This window comes from Nocardia iowensis, assembly GCF_019222765.1.
Taxonomy (GTDB): domain Bacteria; phylum Actinomycetota; class Actinomycetes; order Mycobacteriales; family Mycobacteriaceae; genus Nocardia; species Nocardia iowensis.
This window is the reverse complement of sequence record NZ_CP078145.1, coordinates 1,993,246-2,014,367: the sequence shown is the minus strand read 5'-3', so window position 1 is coordinate 2,014,367 and position 21,122 is coordinate 1,993,246. Positions and strand designations below refer to the sequence as shown.

21 protein-coding genes and 1 tRNA gene are annotated in these 21,122 nt (G+C 66.9%); 6 read left to right on the top strand and 16 right to left on the bottom strand.

All coding sequences use genetic code 11. The features are described from left to right. Window positions 1-3: 3 nt before the first annotated feature. Window positions 4-225 carry a hypothetical protein gene (locus KV110_RS09100; protein ID WP_218475095.1) on the top strand — a complete coding sequence of 74 codons (222 nt, stop codon included), beginning with the start codon at window positions 4-6 and terminating at the stop codon, window positions 223-225. Between the two features lie 102 nt (window positions 226-327). Here the strand turns inward: KV110_RS09100 and KV110_RS09095 are convergent, their stop codons facing one another. Continuing rightward, on the bottom strand, window positions 328-786 hold the full coding sequence (locus KV110_RS09095; protein ID WP_218475094.1) for a MarR family winged helix-turn-helix transcriptional regulator: 459 nt from the start codon (window positions 784-786) through the stop codon (window positions 328-330). Window positions 787-849: 63 nt separating this feature from the next. Between KV110_RS09095 and KV110_RS09090 the strand changes: the two genes are divergently transcribed. Together KV110_RS09090 and KV110_RS09085 are read left to right on the top strand one after the other, a co-directional pair. Continuing rightward, complete coding sequence (locus KV110_RS09090) at window positions 850-1,218, top strand: VOC family protein (protein ID WP_218475092.1); 369 nt, start codon at window positions 850-852, stop codon at window positions 1,216-1,218. Between the two features lie 272 nt (window positions 1,219-1,490). Beyond that, window positions 1,491-2,606 (top strand): alpha/beta hydrolase family protein, encoded by a 1,116-nt coding sequence (locus KV110_RS09085; RefSeq protein WP_218475091.1) that lies wholly within the window; start codon window positions 1,491-1,493, stop codon window positions 2,604-2,606. 312 nt (window positions 2,607-2,918) lie between these two features. On the opposite strand, the gene KV110_RS09080 is transcribed toward KV110_RS09085, so the two are convergent. The 4 genes from KV110_RS09080 to KV110_RS09065 all read right to left on the bottom strand — a co-directional run bounded on the left by KV110_RS09080 (window position 2,919) and on the right by KV110_RS09065 (window position 6,614). Beyond that, on the bottom strand, window positions 2,919-3,536 hold the full coding sequence (locus tag KV110_RS09080; RefSeq protein ID WP_218475089.1) for a class I SAM-dependent methyltransferase: 618 nt from the start codon (window positions 3,534-3,536) through the stop codon (window positions 2,919-2,921). Between the two features lie 141 nt (window positions 3,537-3,677). Further along, window positions 3,678-4,784 carry a PDR/VanB family oxidoreductase gene (locus KV110_RS09075; RefSeq protein WP_246634419.1) on the bottom strand — a complete coding sequence of 369 codons (1,107 nt, stop codon included), beginning with the start codon at window positions 4,782-4,784 and terminating at the stop codon, window positions 3,678-3,680. 1 nt (window position 4,785) lies between these two features. Next, on the bottom strand, window positions 4,786-5,691 hold the full coding sequence (locus KV110_RS09070) for a metal-dependent hydrolase (RefSeq protein WP_218475088.1): 906 nt from the start codon (window positions 5,689-5,691) through the stop codon (window positions 4,786-4,788). Beyond that, window positions 5,688-6,614: an alpha/beta hydrolase gene (locus tag KV110_RS09065; protein WP_218475086.1), complete on the bottom strand. Its 927-nt coding sequence runs from the start codon at window positions 6,612-6,614 to the stop codon at window positions 5,688-5,690. Before KV110_RS09065 ends, KV110_RS09070 begins: the two co-directional genes overlap by 4 nt. Window positions 6,615-6,764: 150 nt before the next feature. Here KV110_RS09065 and KV110_RS09060 point away from each other — a divergent pair, with 150 nt between their 5' ends. Continuing rightward, entirely contained in the window at window positions 6,765-8,588 is a 1,824-nt protein-coding gene (locus tag KV110_RS09060; RefSeq protein ID WP_218475084.1) for an N-acyl-D-amino-acid deacylase family protein, read from the top strand. Here the strand turns inward: KV110_RS09060 and KV110_RS09055 are convergent. Beyond that, window positions 8,543-9,127, bottom strand: coding sequence for a TetR/AcrR family transcriptional regulator (locus tag KV110_RS09055; protein WP_218475082.1), 585 nt, complete (start codon window positions 9,125-9,127; stop codon window positions 8,543-8,545). The genes KV110_RS09060 and KV110_RS09055 overlap by 46 nt on opposite strands. 373 nt (window positions 9,128-9,500) lie before the next feature. On the opposite strand from KV110_RS09055, the gene KV110_RS09050 reads away from it, so the two are divergent. After that, window positions 9,501-9,809 carry a hypothetical protein gene (locus KV110_RS09050; RefSeq protein WP_218475081.1) on the top strand — a complete coding sequence of 103 codons (309 nt, stop codon included), beginning with the start codon at window positions 9,501-9,503 and terminating at the stop codon, window positions 9,807-9,809. Window positions 9,810-9,843: 34 nt separating this feature from the next. Here the strand turns inward: KV110_RS09050 and KV110_RS09045 are convergent. From KV110_RS09045 to hemA, 9 genes are all read right to left on the bottom strand, one after another. Beyond that, window positions 9,844-9,919 (bottom strand) — tRNA-Glu (locus KV110_RS09045). 7 nt (window positions 9,920-9,926) lie between these two features. Next, entirely contained in the window at window positions 9,927-11,237 is a 1,311-nt protein-coding gene (hemL, locus tag KV110_RS09040; RefSeq protein WP_218475079.1) for a glutamate-1-semialdehyde 2,1-aminomutase, read from the bottom strand. 12 nt (window positions 11,238-11,249) lie between these two features. Further along, on the bottom strand, window positions 11,250-12,392 hold the full coding sequence (locus KV110_RS09035) for an FAD-dependent oxidoreductase (protein ID WP_218475077.1): 1,143 nt from the start codon (window positions 12,390-12,392) through the stop codon (window positions 11,250-11,252). After that, window positions 12,389-13,249 (bottom strand): NmrA family NAD(P)-binding protein, encoded by an 861-nt coding sequence (locus KV110_RS09030; protein WP_218475075.1) that lies wholly within the window; start codon window positions 13,247-13,249, stop codon window positions 12,389-12,391. Before KV110_RS09030 ends, KV110_RS09035 begins: the two co-directional genes overlap by 4 nt. Window positions 13,250-13,277: 28 nt before the next feature. Then, complete coding sequence (hemF, locus tag KV110_RS09025; RefSeq protein WP_218475074.1) at window positions 13,278-14,201, bottom strand: oxygen-dependent coproporphyrinogen oxidase; 924 nt, start codon at window positions 14,199-14,201, stop codon at window positions 13,278-13,280. A 4-nt stretch (window positions 14,202-14,205) separates the two neighbouring features. Beyond that, window positions 14,206-15,273: a uroporphyrinogen decarboxylase gene (gene hemE, locus KV110_RS09020; RefSeq protein WP_218475072.1), complete on the bottom strand. Its 1,068-nt coding sequence runs from the start codon at window positions 15,271-15,273 to the stop codon at window positions 14,206-14,208. 25 nt (window positions 15,274-15,298) lie between these two features. After that, window positions 15,299-16,309, bottom strand: coding sequence for a porphobilinogen synthase (gene hemB, locus KV110_RS09015; RefSeq protein ID WP_218475071.1), 1,011 nt, complete (start codon window positions 16,307-16,309; stop codon window positions 15,299-15,301). Next, window positions 16,299-17,261, bottom strand: a complete 963-nt coding sequence (hemC, locus tag KV110_RS09010) for a hydroxymethylbilane synthase (protein WP_218475069.1) — start codon at window positions 17,259-17,261, stop codon at window positions 16,299-16,301. The genes hemB and hemC overlap by 11 nt, the downstream gene beginning before the upstream one ends. Beyond that, window positions 17,258-18,532 (bottom strand): glutamyl-tRNA reductase, encoded by a 1,275-nt coding sequence (hemA, locus tag KV110_RS09005; RefSeq protein ID WP_218475068.1) that lies wholly within the window; start codon window positions 18,530-18,532, stop codon window positions 17,258-17,260. The genes hemC and hemA overlap by 4 nt, the downstream gene beginning before the upstream one ends. 223 nt (window positions 18,533-18,755) lie before the next feature. Between hemA and hemG the strand changes: the two genes are divergently transcribed. Next, window positions 18,756-20,183, top strand: a complete 1,428-nt coding sequence (gene hemG / locus KV110_RS09000; protein WP_218475066.1) for a protoporphyrinogen oxidase — start codon at window positions 18,756-18,758, stop codon at window positions 20,181-20,183. Here hemG and KV110_RS08995 read toward each other — a convergent pair. Continuing rightward, entirely contained in the window at window positions 20,151-21,050 is a 900-nt protein-coding gene (locus KV110_RS08995; protein WP_218475064.1) for an alpha/beta fold hydrolase, read from the bottom strand. The genes hemG and KV110_RS08995 overlap by 33 nt on opposite strands. Between the last annotated feature and the right edge of the window lie 72 nt (window positions 21,051-21,122).

The following is a 21,122-nucleotide window of genomic DNA, read 5'->3' as shown; positions in this document are numbered from 1 at the left end:
TGCTTGAATTTGGCATTACTCTGGGCCACCGCCCTACCCGACTACTTCGACGCCGCGGGTGGGCGCACGCCCAATGGCGACCCCATCGGCAATCTCTGGTACACGATCGCCTGCTTCGTCATCGCGATCGCAACCGTGCTCGCCACTTTCCTGGTGCCGCAAGGCAAGTCGCACGACGAAGGCACCCGGCCCGCCGTCCAGCCCACCGCGACGCACACCGCCTGACCGTGTGGACTCAATCGGCCAGGTCCGTAATGCCCGCGAAACCGCCTGCGGCGGCCTGTACTTCATCCGCAAAGCGGAATCGGGGGCTGCCTGGGGAACGCGCTATGCACCGTCGTTGCTATCGCGCAGGTTCCGGATCATGCTTTGCAGGATCCGGAACGCGGCTGACTGCTCGGTCTCAGTCATGTCGGCCAGCATCCTGACCTCGACGGACCGAACCGCTACGGTTGCGTTCTCGAGGCTCCGTCGGCCGCGAGGCGTGAGCCGGGTCGGAAGAACCTTCCCGACGGGTGCCTGCGCAGGCCTGGTCACGTAGCCGTCTCGTTCCAAAGCCTGGAGCAGCACGTTCATCGTCTGCCGTGTCACGAACGCGCCCCGCGCGAGTTCGGAGTTCGACAAGCCCGGTCGTTGAGCAAGCAGCTCGAGGCAGGCGTAGTGCGTCACGCTCATCCCGAGCGGCCGCAGCACCTCCTCCATGGCTGCGCGGAGCGCGCTCGACGCCTCTTTCAGCAGGTAGCCCAGTGATTTGTTCAGGTCGACGCCGATGCCGTCTTGACTCATGTCAGTATTCTGACATAGATTGAGCCGTGTCAGAAGACTGACACGTAAAGAAGGAGCGCCATCATGCCCGTCACCGGCCCCGACTTCATCTCGCTTCAAGCGCGCGACCTCGCCGCTTCGCAGGCGTTCTACGAGCAGTACCTCGGCCTCGTCCGCTCGCAGGCCGAACCTCCGCACGCCGTCGTCTTCGAGACGAAGCCGATCGCGTTCGCACTCCGCGACATCGTTCCCGGCACCGATCTCGCATCCGTCGCCCAGCCCGGCATCGGTGCCGCGATCTGGCTGCACGCCACCGACGTCCAGGCCATTCACGATGCTCTCGTCGCCGACGGCCACACCATCGTCTCCGCACCGATCGACGGCCCCTTCGGTCGGACATTCACCTTCGCCGACCCCGACGGCTACCAGGTCACTCTCCACGACCGCGCCTGATAGGCCCAACGCCACCGGACGAGCCATCCGGTTACGAAGACCCGGATCAGCGAGTTGCGGACAACGCATTTGGGTCGGGATCCGCTCGCGCGGGGCGCCATCCATGCGGGGATTTGGGCTAGGCTGAGCCGGTCGAAGGCGAGCACCGTCGAGACCTGGAGGGGATTGTCTTGTTGGGCAGGGTATTTCGGTGTCTATTGATTTTGCTGCTGGTCTCGGCCGCGGTTGACGTCGTTGCTCGAGCCGAACCGGTGCCATCGCAACAGGTATCGGTGGTCGTTACCCTGCCTGAGCCGACCGGCGACGATGCGATCGGCGTGGTGGATCTGCATCTGGTCGATTCGTCTCGTCACGATCCGTATGTCCCGGCTCGTGCACGTGAGTTGATGGTCAGCATTTGGTACCCCGCCGCCGATCGGGCGGCAATGCCGGTGCGGCCCTGGTTTTCCGAGCAGGTGGCCCGGGCCTACGCAGACGGCGTGGCCGAGGTCGGTCCGCCGATCACGGGGTCGTGGACGTTGGCGCCCAGCCACGGTCGGGTCGGTGCGGCTGCGGACAGCGCCGGTGGGCGGCGGCCGATCGTGTTGTTCTCCCCCGGCCTCGGCATGCCGCGGGAGGCCAGTACCGCGCAGGCCGAGGATCTCGCCAGTCACGGATTCGTCGTGGTCGCCATGAGCCACACCTACGAATCGCTGGCGACCGAATTCCCCGGCGGACGGCTCGAAAAGAGCGTGCTACCGCGGGCCGAGGATATCGACCAGGTCAAGGCGCAGGTCGGACAGGCGATGCAGGTCCGCGTCGCCGACACCCGATTCGTCCTCGACCGGCTAGCCGACCTCAGCACCGGCGCCGACCCGGACGCCGACGGCCGTCCGCTGCCCGCGAATCTCGCCGGAATACTCGACCTGTCGAAGATCGCGATGTTCGGGCATTCACTCGGTGGCGCCACCGCGGCCCAGGTGATGCACGACGATCGGCGCGTCGCCGCAGGGGTGAATCTGGATGGCGCCCTGTGGGGTTCGGTGCCCACCGACGGATTGGACCGCCCGTTCGTACTGATCGGCGGTACCGATCACGGACGAGCCCAAGACCCCAGCTGGCAGCAGTTCTGGGCCGCAAGTCGCGGACCGAAACTGGAATTCCGGCTTGACGGCTCGCAGCATCACTCGTTCTGCGACAACCAGCTGATCGTTCCCGCCCTGGCCGCCGCTGGCATCGTGCCCGCCGATTTCGCCGCCGAGATGGTCGGCACCATCGACCCGCGGAACTCGCTCGATCTGCAGCGCGGCTACCTGCGCACCTTCTTCGACACGACACTCGGTCGATACGACAATCTCCCGAAAGCCCCGGCCACTTTGCTGCACCCAGAAATGATCCCGGTTCCGTAGGTGCTGGCCCGACCGACCAGGCTCGAGAGCGGCCAGACCGCTGGCGCAAACGTCCTGTATTGCCCCGACCCGGGCGTGTGAGCTGGTCTCATCGACGGCGTCGAGCATGCGGCCCTGCGACGGGAGTCGGTATGGGCGCGTCGCCGAAGCGCAGAGATTTCCGCGCTTCGACGACGCTCGTATCCGAACCGGCGCATCACGTTGCTCGTGCGAGCGATGCACCACCAGGCATTCGGAATCGATGCCGGGGTTGGATTGCTCGGCCTCTCCTGCGCGTGCTCGGTTCGACGACGCCGGGGCCAAGCGAGAGATTCAATCGTTCACCCATCGCCATTGGATGGTCGACCATCGCTGCGCTTGCGGTAGCAGTTCATCTACCGCGGCGACCACACCTGGCCATGCCGATGGAATGTAGTCGTCGCCGGACAGCCAGCCGCCGGGCATCACTTTCGGCCGCCAGGCGGTGATGTCAGCCGCCACGCTGTCGTAGTCGTGACGGGCATCGATGTGAACCCACGCGAACGAGGCATCGGCGAACAGGGCGGCAGTGGACTCCGAATCGCCGACCACGATCAAAACCTGGTCGGCGAACCCGCAGGCGATGAGATTGCGATGGAGCAGTCCGGCGAAGGTGCCGCCACCGGCGGTAACCGCGGGTCCGTGAGCGTTGATGCCGCGCACACCCTCAGGTCCACTACCGCGGCAAGTGTCGACTCCCACGACGGTGAAGGGCTTGCCGCTGTCGGCAACAACTTCAGCCAGGGAGCACAGACTGCGACCGAGATAGTTACCGACTTCGACGAAAGTACTGCCCCCAGGAAAATGAGCGACCGCTTCTTCCTGCGCATCTCGCCAGGTGAACCAGCCGGGTATGTCCTGCCAACGCTGCACGGGGACATCGGCATCGGGTTTGCCCGGGTTCGACAGCATGTCCCGACGTTACGGTGCGCCCAGGACCCGGCGCGGCACTTCGAGCATGCCGACCGTCCGCCTGTGCCGCCGAGCGGGTGTCTGGCGAACGTCCGCGACTGCAGTCGGTGCCGAGCCAAGGCGTTCCGCGCGGGCGCGTCGTCACAGATCGATGACCAGTGTTTCCTGTGCTCGCGACACGCAGGGCAGGAAGTGCCCGGCATCGATGTCGCGCTGGCTGAGCGCCTGGGACCGGTGTTCGGGTTCGCCGTCGAGCACGCGCACCACGCATGAACGGCAGAAGCCTTGCCGGCAGGAATAAGTGGTGTCCGGCCGCACGGCGAGAATCGCGTCGAGTGCGGTCTCGTCGGCCGCGACCGTCACGGTCTCACCCGTCTTGGCGAAGCGGAGTTCGAATTCGGCTCCGTCCACGACCGGCGCCGGGGTGAAACGCTCGGCATGGAATTCGACATCAGGGTATTGAGCGAGTGCCTGGCGGATGACGTCGAGCATCGGGGCCGGACCGCAGGCGTATACGGCGGCGGCTGTCTTCGGCAGCCCGTTCAGCAGATCGGTGACCGCGGCGGGGCCGTCGACTTCGTCGATGTGCCGCCGCACCCGGTCGCCGTACTGTTCGAGTTCGCCGAGGAACGCCATGGACTCGCGGGTGCGGCCGCAATAGATCAGCGACCACGGCACCGCGGCGGCTTCCAACCGGCGCGCCATCGGCAGGATCGGTGTGATGCCGATGCCGCCCGCGATCAGGCGGACTTCGGACAGCGGCTGGTTGAAGCCACCGACCGCCAGCGGAAAGGCATTGCGCGGCAACCCGATCCACACTCGCATTCCCGGCAACAGGGAGGCATGGACCTCGGCGGAACCGCCGCGACCGTCGGGGAGCAGGCGCACGGCGATGCGGTAGCGGGACCGATCGCGCGGGTCGCCGCACAGTGAGTACTGACGAACCGCGCCGGATGGCAGCCGGACGTCGACATGCGCACCCGCGAACCAGGCGGGAAGCAGCCCGCCGTCGGGTGCGACGAACGTCAGCGCGACCACACTGCCGTCGTCGGTGACAGCCACCCGCTCGGCGATGGCGAGCTCGATGAACTCCGGGTGCTCGCCGGTGTCGACCGCGGGCAGCCGGGTGAATTTCTCGGCCCACATCCACGCGCTCAGCCCCGCGTTCATCACGCGCATGAGCGGATCGCGGCGGAAGCGGCCGCGCAGATGCCGGGGCAATTCGGTCCGCGGGATCGTCGTCGCCACGCTAGGCCGCCTTTGCACGAGCTTCGACCTTGGCCAGATACCCCAACGCCTGGGCCATCGATCCGGTGGACTCGGGCGAATAGCCCGGTCGCAGATAGTCGATCACCGAGGCGAGCACCGTCGGCGCGGTCGGCAGCACCCGGCGGCGACCGGCCTGGACGACCTGCCACAACACTCGCGTGCGCGAGTGGGTGACATTCGGATCGCTGCTGATCAGATACCAGATGAAGCGGCAGGAGATCCAGACGGTGATCGGCAGGGTCACCAGCATCGTGCGCAACCGACGCGAGTATCGCGGGTCGAAGTATTCGGCTACCTCGTGCGCGACCGTCCGGTGTTCCATCTCCTCCGCACCGTGCCAGCGGAACAACGAGGTCATGGCCGGGTCGGCGCCGACTTCGTCCCAGGCGCAGTTCAACACGAAATGGCCGAGGAAGGCGGTGAAGTTCTCCAGCGCCGCGGTGATCGCCAAGCGCGTGATCAGGTATTGCCGATCCCGTTTGGGGTCGCCGAAACCACGCGGGCCCAGCAGTCGGTTCAGCACGAATCGCGCCTGCCGCAGCGGTGGTTGCGGGTCGATGCCATTGCGGAGGAAGAAGTCGTCGAGCGAGGCATCGTGGGTGTCGGCGTGCAGGGTTTCCTGACCGATGAAGCCGAGGACGTCCTCGCGCAGCCTCGGGTCCCGGATCTCGGGCAGCGCCTCCTTGAAGGCGGCGATGAAAAAGCGCTCGACCTCGGGGAAAAGCAGGTGATAGGCACTGATGGTGTGCGACGCGACCGGGTAGCCCGGAATCCAGTGCAGGGGCGTCCGGCTCAGGTCGAACGACACGTCGCGGGCCTTCAACCGCAGCGGGCCGGTCTCGACGGTGTCGAGCGGTTGTTTCGGCGTGCGGGCAAGCAATCTCATGCGGTAGCTCCTGAACGAATATGGTCGGCGATGTGCCGGGCGATCACGTCGGGTTGGTCGAGATGTGCGAAATGCCCCGCGTGCTCCACGACGAGGCGCGCGCTGCCCGGCGGCAGGAAGTCCAGCGCGTGCGCACCGGTACGTTCGAGCCCGCAGGTGTCGTCGCGGCCGTGCAGGTACAGCGTCGGGTTTCCCATGGCGCCGAAGGCAACTCGCTGGCGTGCCGGAAACACCCGAGCGCGGCGGTATCGCGGATTCCAGACCGCACGGTAGTAGCAGTAGGCCGCACGTCGGCGAGCCCGTCCGTCCAAAGCGATCAAGCCGCGCCGCCGATAGGGGTCGACCGCGCCGCCGATCGCCCACAGCCGCCACAGCAGCGCGGGCAGCGCCGGACCGATCCGTTCCGACACCCATGGCATCGACACGACGGCCATGTACCAGCTGCGCGGCAGCTGCCGGACCAGTGTGCCGAGCCGTTCGCGCAGCGGGAACCCGAACAAGCCGGCGACGGCGGCCAACGGGGGAATCGCGATGAGCACGGCACGGTCGAACAGTTCGGGGCAGCAGGCCGAGGTGGCGCTGACGATCGCCCCGCCCCAGTCATGCCCGACCAGCACGGTGCGGCGGTCGGCGCCGACCGCCCGGTACAGGTCCAGGACGTCACCGATCAGCGAGGCGAGTGAGTAGTCGTCGTCGCGGGCCAGGGAACTGGGAGCGTATCCGCGCAGGAACGGGGCGACGACGTAGCGTCCCTCGACCGCCATGGCCGGGCCGAGCCGGTCCCAGCTCCAAGCGGAGTCCGGGAATCCGTGCACCAGAATCGCCACGGGATCCGTGGGGTCACCCCAGGTCAGGGCGGTGATGTCGGCGGTGGCGAACTCGAAACGCAGCACCGTGGGGTGATGTTCGCTCTGCTGCGTCACCGCTGTGCAATCCCTCCGTCGGGGCGCGCGACCGCGCGCCGATGGATCCGTATCGTTTACGAATATGCCATAATTGTCAATATACGGTACTCACCGTAGCATGCACTTGCGTCGCATTCGAGGCGCGCGGAATGTGAGAGGAGCCTTCGGATGAGCCGGTACGACCTGCTCGTGCAGAACGGGATCTGGTTCGACGGAACCGGTGCCGCACCCCGGGTCAGCGATATCGCCGTCCGCGACGGCGAGGTCGTGGACATCCGCGCAGAGGGGCTCGACCCCGCCGATGCGAACGAGGTGATCGACGCGGCGGGTAAGTGGGTGACCCCCGGTTTCGTCGACATCCATACCCACTACGACGCCGAAATGCTGGTCTCCCCCGCCCTCGGCGAGTCCGTGCGCCACGGCGTCACCACCGTGGTGATCGGAAACTGTTCACTCACCACGATTCTGGCCACCAATACCGAGTGTGCCGACATCTTCAGCAGAGTGGAGGCCGTGCCGCGCGACGTCGTGATCCGTGTCCTGGACGAACACCGCACGTGGTCAACGCCCGCCGAGTACGCCAAGGCGATCGACACGCTGAAGCTCGGCCCCAATGTCGCCACGTTCCTGGGACATTCGGATATGCGCGTCCACGTGATGGGGATGGACCGCGCGGTCGACGAACACGTTCGGCCGACCCCCGGCGAACTCGAGCACATGCGCGTCCTGCTCACCGAGGCGCTGGACGCCGGATTCCTGGGACTCTCGTCCACCACCAATTGGATCGACAAGCTCGACGGCGACCGCTACCGCTCTCGCTCATTGCCCTCGACCTTCGTGCGGCGCAAGGAATTCCGTGCCCTCAATCGCGTTCTGCGTGAGCGCGATCGTATTCTGCAAAGCACGCCGCGGATCGGGTTCAACCTCAATATCGGTCAGTTCTTCCTCGCCTCCGCCGGACGCTTCGGCCGCAAACGTCTGAAGGTGTCCCTGCTGGCCGCCGCCGATTCCAAGGCATACCCGCCGCTGATCTACTTCATGCTCTACGGCGCGTCCGTCCTCAACCGGCTGCTGCGGGGCCGGTTCCACTGGCAGCATCTGCCGGTACCGTTCACCGTCTACGCGGACGGCATCGACCTCGTGGTCTTCGAGGAATTCGGCTCCGGCGCAGCGGCTTTGGACATCAAGGATCAGATCGAGCGCAACGAGCTGCTGCGGTCCGAGAAGTATCGGCGCTGGTTCCGACGTGATTACCAGAACAAACTTGCACCCAAGATCTGGCACCGGGACCTGTTCGACGCCGTCGTCGTCGCCTGCCCGGACCACACGCTGATCGCCAAGAGCTTCGGGGAGATCGGCCGCGCGCGCGGCATCCATCCGGTCGACGCGTTTCTCGACCTGGTTGTCGAGTACGGCCGAGATATCCGCTGGCGCACCACAATCGCCAACAATCGGCCGAAGTACCTGGACAAGATCGCCGCGAACAAGTACGTGCACATGGGGTTCGGCGACGCCGGCGCCCATCTGCGCAACATGGCGTTCTACAACTACCATCTGCGACTGCTGGAACGCGTGAAATCCGCTCAGCGCAAGCGCAAACCGTTTCTGTCCGTCGAGCAAGCCTTGCATCGGCTCACCGGGGAACTCGCCCACTGGTTCGACCTCGACGCCGGCTATCTCCGGGTGGGCGACCGTGCCGATATCGCCATCATCGACCCCGATCGCCTGGATCAGAACGTGCACGGCCTGGCCGAGCGAGAGATGCCCGAGTACGGCGGCCTGCGCCGCATGGTCAATCGCGACACCGGGGCGATCAGCGCCACCATCGTCGCGGGTCACGTTGTCTACCGCGACGGCGATTTCGCCGACGGGCTCGGGACCGCTTGGGGCGCCGGACGTTTCCTACCCGCCGGAACCACGGTCCGGCCCGGCCGCGGTGCCCCGCTTCACAGCGCCGCGGGCCCGATGATCTCGAAAAGCGCGTCGACGTGAGCCCGAACCGCCTCGGCGGTGTCGAGTTCGGCGTACGGACTCGGTGTTGTCAACAGCGACAGGCTGATTCGCACGCCCCACTCGATCACCAGGTGCAGCGGCACCGGCGGCTCGGTCATCTCGGGATGGAGCCGCAGCAGCATCGGTTCCGCCACCGACGAGCCCGCCGCGAGGACCGGCGCCAGTTCGACCGTCAGCCCCCGCGCGACCACCTCGGGAGCGGCAGCGAGCATCACCTGGAACAGGGCGCTGTCGCGCATATAGACGACGGTGAAAACCACCAGTTCCCGGAAGTGTTCCCGCAGGGGCAACCGACGCGCGAAAACCGGCTCGAGCGCGGCGACGTACCCCATCGCCTCCCGCAGCATCAACGCCCGCCGGATCTGCTCCTGGTCACCGACGTACTTGTAGACGGTCGGCCGGGACACCCCGGCCCGCTCGGCGATCAAGGAGTGCATGCGCTCCGACAACGGCGCCTCCAGGTAGCACTCGTATGCCGCGTCGAGGATCCGGTCCCGGAACTGCTCTGCGGTGGTCATAGCGACAAGGACATCCCTTTGCACGGTGTAGTGGCCACTGATCGACTGCTCCATCGTCGCAAAGCGAGCAGCCAGCTCGACCGAGAGGTCGCCCCACCGAATGCTCGGGCTGAATGCCCGAAAACGCGGCCTATGAACAGACGACAGTAAGGCGGGGCAGCGAGGAACGGTTTTGCTGGCAAAATGCTGGGTACTGCGAGCTGGCCCGATTCCCCATAGCGACCAGGAGATGATAATGCGATTAGTCCGAACGATGGTCTATGTCTGTACCCTCGCTGGGCTGGCAGTGGGGGCCGCGGCACCCGCTTCGGCGGAACCAACGGCCAACGGCGGAGAATTCGCGAGGATGTACACGTTGGCGCAAGGTCCCTGCGTGGGAGTCGTCAGCGCGACTGTGAACGGTAGGGGTTATCCGAACGCCGCCTCGTTCACTGTCACGCACAACCTGATCGGGCTGGGGCCGTGCTCGCTCGATGTCAGCTTGAACTGGCGCAATCTCGACACCAACGAGACCGGAACGTTCAACCGGCACATCGACGGTCCCGGTTTCGGCATCACCGATCCGGCCTCGACCATCTTCTACCCGGGCTTCGGCCGCTTCGTCGGCGCCGTCTCGGTCAACGCGGGCCACGTTCCCCCATCCGGTGAAGTCCAGTTCACTGTCGAGCCATACCACGACTGACGGCGTATTTAAAAACCAAGTGCGACAGGCATATTGGTACCCCCGGCGGGATTCGAACCCGCGCTTCCGGCGTGAGGGGCCGGTGTCCTGGGCCACTAGACAACGGGGGCTTTGGATTCAGGACTGGGATGGTGGGGTGGCTTCGGCGGCGTGGCGGGCCGCGTGGTCCAGGGCGGCTTCGATGGTGGTGAAGTCTTCGTCGGTCATCGCAACGTTGACGAACCAGGATTCGAAGGGGCTCGGCGGGGCGTAGACGCCGTTGGCCAGGAGGGCGTGGAAGAACGGCGGGTAGCGCCAGGTTTGGGTGGCGCGGGCGGCGGCGAAGTCAGGTACCGGGTCGGTGGTGAAGAAGACGCTGAACATGCTTCCGGCGGTGGGTATCCGATGGGGGACGCCGTGCCGGGTGAGGGCGGCGTCGATCAGTCGGCACAGCCGGGCCGCGTTTTCGTCCAGCGTCGTGTAGACGCCGTCGTGCGCCGCCCGGAGGGTGGCCAGGCCCGCGCTGACCGCCACGGGGTTCCCAGACAGGGTGCCCGCCTGGTAGACCGAACCGACCGGTGCGAGTTCGGCCATCACCTCCGCTCGGCCGCCGAAGGCCGCGGCGGGCATGCCGCCCGCCATCACCTTGCCGAAGACGAACAGGTCCGGGGCAATGCCTTCGAGGCCGAACCAGCCGCCCGGTGAAAGCCGGAATCCCGTCATGACCTCGTCGCTGATCAGCAGGGCGCCGTGCTCGTCGCACAGTTGGCGCAGGGTGGCGGTGAAACCGGGCGCGGGCGGGACGACGCCCATGTTGCCCGGCGCGGCCTCGGTGATCACGCAGGCGATGTCGGCACCGTGTTCGGCGAAGGCCGCGCGCACCGCGGCGGGGTCGTTGTACGGGATGACGATGGTGTGCGCGGTCTGCGCCTCGGTGACCCCGGCGCTGGAGGGCGTGCCGAGGGTCGCGATGCCGGACCCCGCCTGCGCCAGCAGGGAATCGGTGTGACCGTGGTAGTGCCCGGCGAACTTGATCACCTTCGCCCGGCCGGTGGCGCCGCGGGCGAGCCGGACCGCGCTCATCGCCGCCTCGGTCCCCGAATTGACCAGGCGCAGCTGTTCCACCGGGGGTACCCGGCGTTGCACCTCGTCGACCAAGTCGAGCTCGAGCGGGGTCGGCGCACCGAACGACAGACCGGAGCGCGCCGCGTCGGCAACGGCGGCGAGCACGTCGGGATGGGCGTGCCCCAGGATCAACGGACCCCAGGAGGCGATCAGATCGACGTAACGGTTGCCGTCGACGTCCCAAAGGTGCGGCCCGGCACCGCGGGACATGAAGCGCGGGACACCGCCGACCGCGGTGAACGCGCGGACCGGAGAATTGACCCCGCCGGGGATCATCGTGACTGCCCGTTTGAACAGTCGCTCGGATTCGGATGACAGTTTCATGGCGACACCAGATCAATAGGCATGGCTGACGCTCTTGGTCAGCTGGTCGAGGATTCGCTCGGTCGGATACCGCTCCAGCACGCGATCGCGCAGCCAGGTGGTCGGCACCGTGCGGGTGAACGAGTAGCGCGCGGTAAACCGCGCCTTGCGGACATTCATCTCTACGAACCGCTGGCACCGGGCGGCGTAGCGGGACAGCGCGGCCGGAACATCCGCGCGCCCGACCCGGCCGAGCTCTTCGGCGAGCACGCCGGCCGAATGGATCGCGTGCGAAGCGCCGACGCCCGCGGTCGGCAGCGCCGTCGCGGCGGCGTCACCGCACAGCACGATCCGTCCGTGATGCCATTTGCGGGCCCGGCTGTCCCGCATCGACCAGCGATAGAAATTCGGCACCTCGGCCACCAGTCCCGCCACGGCGGGGCTGGTGCGCGTCAGCGGCTCCAGTGTCGCGGTGAGGTACGCCCGCACCTGTTCGGTCGGCGCATCGGCCGGCGGCGCCAGCTCGACGGGCACCCCCAGCCCGTACATGCATTTGCCGGGGACCGGGTAGGCGCCGAGGAACCAGCCGGGTGCGCAGTGTTCCACCAGCGCGTCGGGGTCGAAGACCGAGCCGGGACCCCACCAGGTCCAGTAGACCCACTTCGTGTCGACGGTCTTGACGCCTTGGGGAATCCAGCTGCGCCCCAAGGAGTTCCGGCCGTCGCAGCAGGCGACGACGTCGAAGTCGTCGCTCGTCCCGTTGTCGAAGACGGCCTCGACCCGGTCGATGTGCGGGCGCACCGCGACCACCTGGGTACCCATCGTGATCGGCACGTCCGGGCAGGCGCCGCGCAGCAGATCGATCAGGTCGGCCCGCGGCGCCATGACGAAGGGGCGCACCTCTTCGCTGATGGCCGAGAACTTCACCGAGGCGAGCCGCCTGCCGCGGTAGTCGGCGATCGTGTAGGCGTCGATTTCGCTGCCGCGCGTGAGGAATTCGTCGTAGCACCCGAATGCTCGGAAGACTCCGCTGCCGGGCCGGTACAGTCCGATGCCGTAACCCGCGTCGGTATAGACCGGATTGCGTTCGACCACATGCGGACTGGCGCCGAGCCGGGACAGCCGCCCGGCCAGCGTCAAGCCGGCCAGGCCGCCACCGATCACCAACGCTTTCACGACACACCCGCCGTCGGCTGCTGCGCGATCTGCGCCGCGAACCGCGCGAAGCTACCGGCCGGGCGGCCGAGGATGCGCGGGATGTCCTCGCTGATCGATGCCTCGTGGCCGTCGACCACGCGACCGAACAGCGCCTGCACCGCCTGCGGCGGCAGCGGTCCGAGGCCCATCTTCGCCCCCAGCTCGGGATCGTCGAAAGTGAGCGGCACATAACGGATCTCGCGACCGAAGGCCTCGGTGAACAGGGCGGCGACCGCGCCGAAGGTCAGCGCTTCCGGGCCGGTCAGATCGACCGCGGTGCCCGCGTCGACCCGACCAGTCAAGGCCGCGGCCGCCACAGCGCCGATATCGTCGACGTCGACGAAACTGATCTTCGCATCGCCGCCGGGACACCGAATCTCGCCCGCCTCGAACAGATTAGGGCGGAAGATCCCCTCGGTGAAGTTCTGCATGAACCAGTTCGGCCGCAGGATGACCCATTCCAGTTCCGAGGCCTGGACGACTGTTTCGACCCCCTGCAGGGGATGTCCGGGAAAGGCATCCACGCCACGCGCGGACAGCGCGACGATCCGTCGCACGCCTGCCGCGGCGGCCCGTTCGATGAACACCCGTGCGCGGTCCGGTCCGTCGAACATCTCCTCCGGAATGACCACATAGGCGGCGGTCACGCCGGCGACGGCGTCGTCGTAGGTCGTCGGATCCTGCCAATCGAACCGCACCGCTTGCACATTCGGCTGGTTGATCTGCTCCGGTTCCCGGGTGGCGGCCCGCAATGAATGGCCGCTCCCGGCGAGGTGACGCAGCGCTGCCGCCCCGTTCTTGCTCGTTGCTCCGGTTACCAGAATTGTCTCGGACATCTCGGAAGTCCCTTCGGTCGAGGAAGTTTCAGTGCAGGTCGGCGGCTTCGGCGCCGACCCAGTCGGTGGGCTGCAGGAATCGCGCGACATCGCGCTCCGGGCTGCCCTCGGCGGGCTGGACGTCATAGGACCAGCGCGCCATCGGCGGCATGGACATGAGGACGGAGTCGATCGCGACCCCGGTCTGCAGACCGAACAGGGTGCCCCGGTCGTAGATCAGGTTGAACTCGACGTAGCGGCCGCGCCGCAGCAGCTGCCACTGCCGTTCGGCATCGCCATAGGGCAGCAGCGACCGCCGGGCGACGATGGGCAGGTACGCGGGAACGATCGTCGCCGCGCCTTGGTAGACGCAGGCCGCCTGCTCGTCCAGCTCGGGTGCGTCCGTGGTCAAGTAGTCGAAGAACACCCCACCCACGCCGCGCATCTCGCCCCGGTGCTTCAAATAGAAGTACTCGTCACACGCCTTCTTCCAGCCCGGATAGTCCGCGACGGCGTGCTGGTCGCACCAGGACTTCAGGGTGGTGTGGAAGTGGACGGCATCCTCGTCGAATCCGTACATCGGAGTCAAATCCAAGCCGCCGCCGAACCACCACTCGTCCTCGCCGACCTCGAAGTACCGGAAGTTGGCGTGGAAACTCGGGGCGTACGGATTCCGCGGATGCACGATCATCGATAAACCCGTGGCGCGGAAGGGCTTTCCGGACCGGTCGATGCGGTCATGTCCCTCGGTGATGGCCGACGGGGTTTCCGCGCCGCGCACCAGGGATACGTTGATCGCGGCGCGTTCGAAAACCTTGCCGCCCTCGATGATATGGGTCCGGCCGCCGCCGACACCCTCGTGCTGCCACTCGGAGTGGCGGAACTCGCCGCCCTCCAATTCCTGCATCGCCGTGGTGATCTCGTTCTGTTCGTTGTACAAACGCTCGGCGATTTCCGCGCTCTTGTCCATCATCGCCTCAACTGTCGCTGGTGGTTCGGTCGAAGTCGCGCACCACATCGACCAGGCGCGCAACGTTGTCGGGTGGCGTTTCGGGCAATACCCCATGTCCGAGATTGAAAATATGGGGACCGCCCAGGCCTTCGTGCAGGATCGTTTCCGCAGCCTTGACCACCGTGTCGGGCTCGGCAAGCAGCACCGCGGGATCCAGGTTGCCCTGCAGGGCACGGTTGCCGAAGAATTCCCGGCTCCGGCTCAGCGGGGTCCGCCAGTCCACGCTCAGCACCTCGGCCGGGACGGTCGCGACCAGGTCGTACAGATGCGCCGCCTGCGGCGTGAAGTACGCCCGCGGCACGCCGAGATCGGCCAGGTTCTGCATGATCCGCTTGGCATACGGCAGCCCGAATTCGAGATAGGTGGCCCGGTCGTGAATGCCGACCCAGCTGTCGAACAGCTGAACCAGCCGCGCCCCCGCGGCGACCTGCATGCGCAGGCTGCTCGTGCTGGTCTCGGCAACCTTGTCGAGCAGGGCGTGCGCACGAGCCGGGTTGTCGGACAACCATGTTCGGAAGTCCACATGGTCGGTCGACTTGCGTCCGGTCACCAGGTACGCGGCGAAGGTCAGCGGCGCGCCCGCATGTCCGATCACCGGAACCGCGGTCTCCTTCGCGGTGAGCCGAATGGCCTCGGACAGGCTCGGCGCGACCTCGTTCTCGCCGGGAACCCGTAGCGCGGTCACCTGTTCGTCGGAGCGGATGGGCGAAATCACCGGGCCCGGCGTGAAATCCACCGGCACCCCCATGGCGATCGCGGGCACCATGATGTCGGTGAAGATCACCGCCGCGTCCATCCCGTACCGGTGCACCGGCTGGAGCGTGACCTCGGCGGCCAGCTCCGGCGTGCTGCACATGGTCCAGAAGTCGTGCTGCCGCTTGATCTTCTGATATTCCGGCAGGTACCGGCCGGCCTGGCGCATCAGCCAGATCGGCGCCCGCGCGGTGGATTCGCCCCGCGCGGCGCGCAGGAACAGGCTCTCCGGCGCGGTCTTCTCCGGCCGGGGCGCACGATCCGTGGTCGTGGTGCTCATTGTGTTCTCCTTCGATCCGGCCGAATCATCGACCCGTGTGTGAACTCGGCCCGCTCGCCGCCGCCATCGCCCAGTAGGTGAAGACGATGTCGGCGCCGGCTCGTCTGATGCAGGTCAGGGATTCTCGAATTGCCGATTCGCGGTCGATCCAGCCACGCTGCGCGGCGGCCTCGATCATCGCGTACTCGCCCGAAACCTGGTATGCCGCAACAGGAACGTCGGCGAGGTCGGCGGCTTGCCGGACAATGTCCAGATACAGCGAGGCCGGTTTGACCATCACGACATCCGCCCCCTGCGCGATATCGCTCAGAATCTCCCGCCGCGCCTCGACGGCGTTGGCGTAATCCATTTGGTAGGTCCGGCGGTCGCCCTGCAAGGAAGAGTTGACCGCTTCCCGGAACGGGCCGTACAGCGCCGAGGAGTATTTCGCCGCGTAGGCGAGAATCGAGACGTCCGGGGAACCGGCGCTGTCGAGTGCGTCGCGAACGGCGGACACCTGGTTGTCCATCATTCCGCTCAGCCCCACCATGTGGACACCGGCCTCCGCGTGCAGCGCCGCCATCTCGGCGTAGCGCAGCAGAGTGGCGTCGTTGTCGACCCGACCGGCGACGTCGAGAACTCCGCAGTGCCCGTGCGAGGTGAATTCGTCGAGACACAGATCGGACATGACGACCAAGCCGTCGCCGACCTCATCGATCACGGCACGGATCGCTGCGGTCAGGATGCCGTCGGGATCGGTTGCCGCCGAACCGATATCGTCCTTGCGCTGGTCGTCCGGTATGCCGAACAGCATGATTCCCGCCACCCCGGCCTCGGCGGCCTCGACCGCCGCCTTCCGGACCGAGTGCAGGCTGTGCTGCACCACACCGGGCAGCGACGCGATGGGCACGGGCTCGGCGATGTTCTCGCGGACGAACACGGGCAGCACCAGATCCGCTGCGCGCACCGAGGTTTCCGCGGTGAGTCTGCGGACAGCGGGATTGACGCGGGACCGCCGTGGCCGGATTCGCTCCCGGGTGAGCAGGTCATCGTGCATGGGTGGCTCCTTCGGTTCGATCGGTCAACAGTTCCCTCGCGCCCTGGTCGAGCAGCTGCTCAGCGAGGCGGCGACCCAGTTCCGCGGCGGTGTCGCGCGCACCGTCGAGGTGTCCGCGCAGAATGCGCGTCCCGGCGGTGTCCGCGACCATGCCGTCGATCCGGATCCGGTCCCCTTTAGTCGTGAGTTGCCCAAGTGCGGCAACAGGTTTGGAGCATCCCGCGTCGAGAATCCGGAGGAATTCCCGCTCGGCGGTGACTACGGTGCGCGTCGCGGGGTCGTCGAGTTGGCTCAGCAGCTCGCGGGTCCTCGGATCGTCGGTACGGCACTCGAGCGCGAGGGCGCCCTGGGCCGGGGCGGGCAACAGCACTCTCGGAGGCAACGGCGAGGTGAATGCGTCGAGCCTGCCGAGTCGAGACAGACCGGCCATGGCCAGGATCACCGCGTCGACTGTGCCGTCGGAGGCCTTGCGCAGCCTGGTGTCGAGGTTGCCGCGGATGGGTATCGCGGACACATCCGGTCGCGCGGCATGTAGCTGTGCGACGCGTCGTGGCGACCCGGTGCCGATACGCGTTGCGGCAGGCAGATTTTCGAGCGTCGCCGCGCCGGGAGCCGCACCCGGCCACACGAGTGCGTCACGCGGATCCTCGCGCGTCGGGATCCCCGGAATGCACAGCTCGGGCTCCGGCTGCGAGGGCAGGTCCTTGTAGGAATGCACGACAAAGTCGATGTCGCCGCGCAACAGTGCGTGTCGCAGCGCCGTGACGAAGACCCCGGTGCTGCCGAGCTGCTCGATCGGCCGCGCCGATTCATCTCCCTCGGTGGACACCGTGACCAGATGAACGTCGACGCCGGTGGCCCTGGTGAGCCGATCAGCGACCCACATCGATTGGCAGACAGCGAGTTTGCTGCCGCGGGTGCCGAGCCGGATCTTCTCGTCGGTGTATTTCATGAGCCGACCTCCATCTGTTCGAGATCGAAGATGCGAGTGAACACGTCCAGGCACATCAGGCCCTCCGGCGTTCGGGACATCTCCTTGGTTCGTGTTGTCGGTCCGTGCAGAAAGCGCCCGGCCAGCCGATGCACCGCGGCGGAGGTAGCCGCCCGTGCCTGCGCGTCGAGCGAGGGGACCCTGCGATACAGCCGGTCGAGTTCTTCGTCGATATCGGCCCTGACCCGGCGATGCAGCGCCGAAATGAGCGGGGCCGCGGTCTTCTCTCTGACCTCGGCCAGGAAATTAGCGACCTCCTCGGCGACGATCTGCCTGGACTTCTCGACGTCGATCGCGACGTCCTGCGCCGCGAGGTGCGCGCCGACCGCGTGCACATCCGCGACGGTGACGCCCTCGATCCGGGCACACGCGGGATCGACATCGCGGGGCATCGCCAGGTCGAGGACGATCTGCGGACGCCATCCGGCCTGCGCCCTTGCCGCGGCGAGTTGGTCGGCGGTGATCACCTCGCCCTTCGCGGAGGTGGAGCTGACGATCACCTCCGCCGCGGCCAAGGCCTCGGGCAACTCGGCCAGCGGGATCGACCGGCCCGCAACGGTTTCCGCCAGGCGCGCGGCCTTGGCCGGCGTGCGTCCGTACACCAGCAGGTCGCCGACCTCGGCGGCACGCAGCAGTCGGCCGGACAGGCTGCCGATGGTGCCGGAACCGATGAGCAACGCGGTACGGCCTTGCAGGCCACCGAGACACGATGCGGCCAGTTCCAGACCGGAGTGCACGAGCGAGATTCCGGCGCCGCCGATACTGGTCTTGCTGCGCACCAGTTTGCTGGCGCGCAGCGCCGCGTCGAACAGATCGTGCAATTCGGTGCCGATGACGACGGCCTGCTGTGCGTTGCGTACCGCCCGGCGCATCTGCGCGACGATCTGGTTCTCGCCGAGCGCCATCGATTCGAGGCCACAGGCCACCGAGAACAGATGCTCGACCGCGGGTGCGTCGCGCCGCACCCGCGCACAGTCGCGCACCTCGGCGGCAGGCAGCCCGGCGGCCGCCGCCGTGCAGTCGAGCACCGCCTCGGCCGCGGCGGGCGCGGAATTCGCACTGGCATAGATTTCGACCCGATTGCACGTCGCGAGCACAACCGCCTCATCGATCGCGGGTCCGCGAATCAGTGAGGACAGGTGATCATCTATTTTTTGCGCAGCGCCGGCGAATAATTCTAGCCGATCCGCCGACGCGGTTCTGAAACTGATCTCGACATTTACGATTGTCATCTTTCACCCATTCGTAGCCTGTGATTTCGGCTGATTGCGGAGTGACTAATCAAGGGATACCGGCTGCTCGGCAGCGGATCAAGAACTGTGCGCCGGTACCGCGCTACTTCCGCAGATTCGCGGTCGAAGTGCGGAAGTGAACGTGAAATGTTTGCCAGCACGGCCGCTACCGGAGTTGCATGGCCCGAGAACAGTCTTCGCGAAAGTCGAAAGAGGTTGTGCCGTGGTGGACAGACGAGATGTTGTTGTGATCGGCGGCGGGATCACCGGGTTGACCGCAGCATACGAGATCATCAGGAACAGGCCGGATGCCTCGGTCACGGTGCTGGAGGCCACCGATCGCGTCGGCGGGATCGTGGGCGCGGTGACCACGGGCCGATACGTTGTCGATATCGGACCCCACGGATTCATCGACAATGGATCGGATACCAGGCTGCTGATAGATCGGCTCGGCATCAGCGGCGATCTCATACCGGCAACGAAGGAGGCAGCGAAGATATCGCTGCTGAAGGACAATCGTATCTATCAAATTCCGGGAACCCTCGGTCAATTGCTGCGCACGCCGCTGCTGAGCGCGCACGGCAAGGCCAGACTTCTATCCGAAGTATTTGTTCCGCCGCGGCACGAAGAGGACTCGGTGATCGATTTCGTGACCCGCCGATTCGGCCGCGAGGTCGCCGAGAAGTTCGCCGTGCCTGCGGTACGTGGCGTGGTCGGCGGCGACGCGGACAATTTCAGTATCGAAGGCGAGTTCCCGCTGATCAAAGAACTGGAGCGAAAGTACGGCAGCGTGCTCATCGGTGCGGTACGCAATCAGCAGCAACGGCACCGCCTCGACCCTGTGTCACCGCGGATCCCCAGCTTCCGCGAGTTCGGCAACCGTCTCAAGACCTTCCGCGGCAGTGGCATGCAGCATCTGGTCGACACCCTCGCGGCCGTGCTCGGCGAGCGGATTCGCCTCGGGACAGCGGTGCGCGCGCTGGAACACACCGCAGAAGGCCGGTGGCGCGTGCTGACCGACGACGGACCGGCGTACGAAGCCGACCATGCGCTGATCGCACTCCCCTCCGACGCCGCCGTGCAGCTCGTCCGGCCACACCACGCGCCGGTCGCCGATGCCCTTTCGGTACTGCCGCATCCGGACATTCGGGTTGTCGCGCTCGCCTATCGCAAGACGGATGTGGCGCGCCCGCCACGCGGTATCGGCTTCATCGCCACGCCGGGGCTGCCGTCGGATCTGCTCGGCGCGATCCACGCGTCGACGATCTTCCCCGAGCAGGCCCCCGCCGATCAGATCATGATCAGGGTGCTGGCCGGCGGACTCCCCGACGCACCGATCCTGACCCACCGCAAGGAACGCGCGGTCGAGCTGATCCACCATGATTTGCAGAATGCCTTCGGCCTGAAGGGGACTCCGGTGTTCTGCCACGAACACCTGTGGCGCAGGCCGATCCCGACCTACCCGGTGGGCCACCGGCCCCTGTTCCGCGAGTTGCTCGACTCGGTCGCCCAGCTCGGCGGGCTGCACATGGCGGGAAATTCCTATTTCGGGGTCGGCGTCAACGACTGTGTCCGCGATGCCAGGCGCGCCGCGACCGGCATCATCGAAGCGTTGCGCTCATCGCGACCGTCGGCTGCAGTCGGACGCTGAGTGTTCGGCCGTCGCCAGCAGAGCCCGGACCACCGAGTCCGGGCTCTCCCGGTGTACGAAATGCCCGACGCCGACCAGCGCCCTGCGGTCGGTCAACCGCGCGAAGTAGCGGTCGTCGCACACGTCGTCGTCCGCGGTCCGCCCGCTGGCGTCATCGACCCCCACCAGCACGACGGTGGGAACAGCTATGCGCGCGTGCGTGATTCGCGCCTCGATGAGCGCGGCAGCCGGTTTGCCACAGGCCGCACTGCTGCGGTAGGCCGAGCACATCAGCGCCGGAAAATCCGGGTTGCGCAAGGAGGATCGCATGCCGTCGAACGCGGGCCCGCGCTCGCGCCACGAGGGCGACCAGACCTGCCACAGGTAGGCACAGAACTGCTCCGGCGCGCGCGAGACGATGTCCATGCCCTCTTCGGTCTGCAACAGCCATCGGTACCACCGGGCCCGCATCACCTGTGGCGACGCGGTCGAGCCGCCGAGCGCGTAGCTGCCGAGGCTGATCAGGCGGGCGACCCGATGCGGGCGCAGCACCGCGACCCCCTGCGCGATCGACGCGCCGTAGCCGTGGCCGATCAGGATCACGGCGTCCAGGTCGAGCACGTCGATCGCCTCGATCATGTCGGCGACGTGCACCCCGAGCGGACCGCAGCGGGCGGCCTCCGCTGTCCGGAACCGGGTCGCACCGATCCCACGGAGATACGGGCAGATCGTCCGATAACCCAGCGCGGCAATAACTTCGGCGACCCCGGTCCAGGACCGCGCGTCGTCAGGGAGGCCGTGAATCATCAGGACCGGCGTGCCCGCGGCCGGCCCGCGCTCCTCGAACGCCAGGTGAAGTTCCGCGGTCTCGATGTACTCGAGCGTCACAGTTGCTCCCATCGCTTTCCGCCGATCCGGCAGTCACCGAACGACTGTGCCTACCCGTCCCCCGGTGGCCCG

Bases quoted from the DNA above. Each gene is read 5' to 3' on its own strand.
- hemE (WP_218475072.1), bottom strand. From the start codon at position 15,273: ATGAGCACCACGACCACGGATCGTGCGCCCCGGCCGGAGAAGACCGCG.
- KV110_RS09055 (WP_218475082.1), bottom strand. From the start codon at position 9,127: ATGACCACCGCAGAGCAGTTCCGGGACCGGATCCTCGACGCGGCATAC.
- KV110_RS09070 (WP_218475088.1), bottom strand. From the start codon at position 5,691: ATGAGATTGCTTGCCCGCACGCCGAAACAACCGCTCGACACCGTCGAG.
- hemL (WP_218475079.1), bottom strand. From the start codon at position 11,237: ATGAAACTGTCATCCGAATCCGAGCGACTGTTCAAACGGGCAGTCACG.
- hemB (WP_218475071.1), bottom strand. From the start codon at position 16,309: ATGCACGATGACCTGCTCACCCGGGAGCGAATCCGGCCACGGCGGTCC.
- hemC (WP_218475069.1), bottom strand. From the start codon at position 17,261: ATGAAATACACCGACGAGAAGATCCGGCTCGGCACCCGCGGCAGCAAA.
- KV110_RS09090 (WP_218475092.1), top strand. From the start codon at position 850: ATGCCCGTCACCGGCCCCGACTTCATCTCGCTTCAAGCGCGCGACCTC.
- KV110_RS09030 (WP_218475075.1), bottom strand. From the start codon at position 13,249: ATGTCCGAGACAATTCTGGTAACCGGAGCAACGAGCAAGAACGGGGCG.
- KV110_RS09095 (WP_218475094.1), bottom strand. From the start codon at position 786: ATGAGTCAAGACGGCATCGGCGTCGACCTGAACAAATCACTGGGCTAC.
- KV110_RS09060 (WP_218475084.1), top strand. From the start codon at position 6,765: ATGAGCCGGTACGACCTGCTCGTGCAGAACGGGATCTGGTTCGACGGA.
- hemF (WP_218475074.1), bottom strand. From the start codon at position 14,201: ATGATGGACAAGAGCGCGGAAATCGCCGAGCGTTTGTACAACGAACAG.
- hemA (WP_218475068.1), bottom strand. From the start codon at position 18,532: ATGACAATCGTAAATGTCGAGATCAGTTTCAGAACCGCGTCGGCGGAT.
- KV110_RS09080 (WP_218475089.1), bottom strand. From the start codon at position 3,536: ATGCTGTCGAACCCGGGCAAACCCGATGCCGATGTCCCCGTGCAGCGT.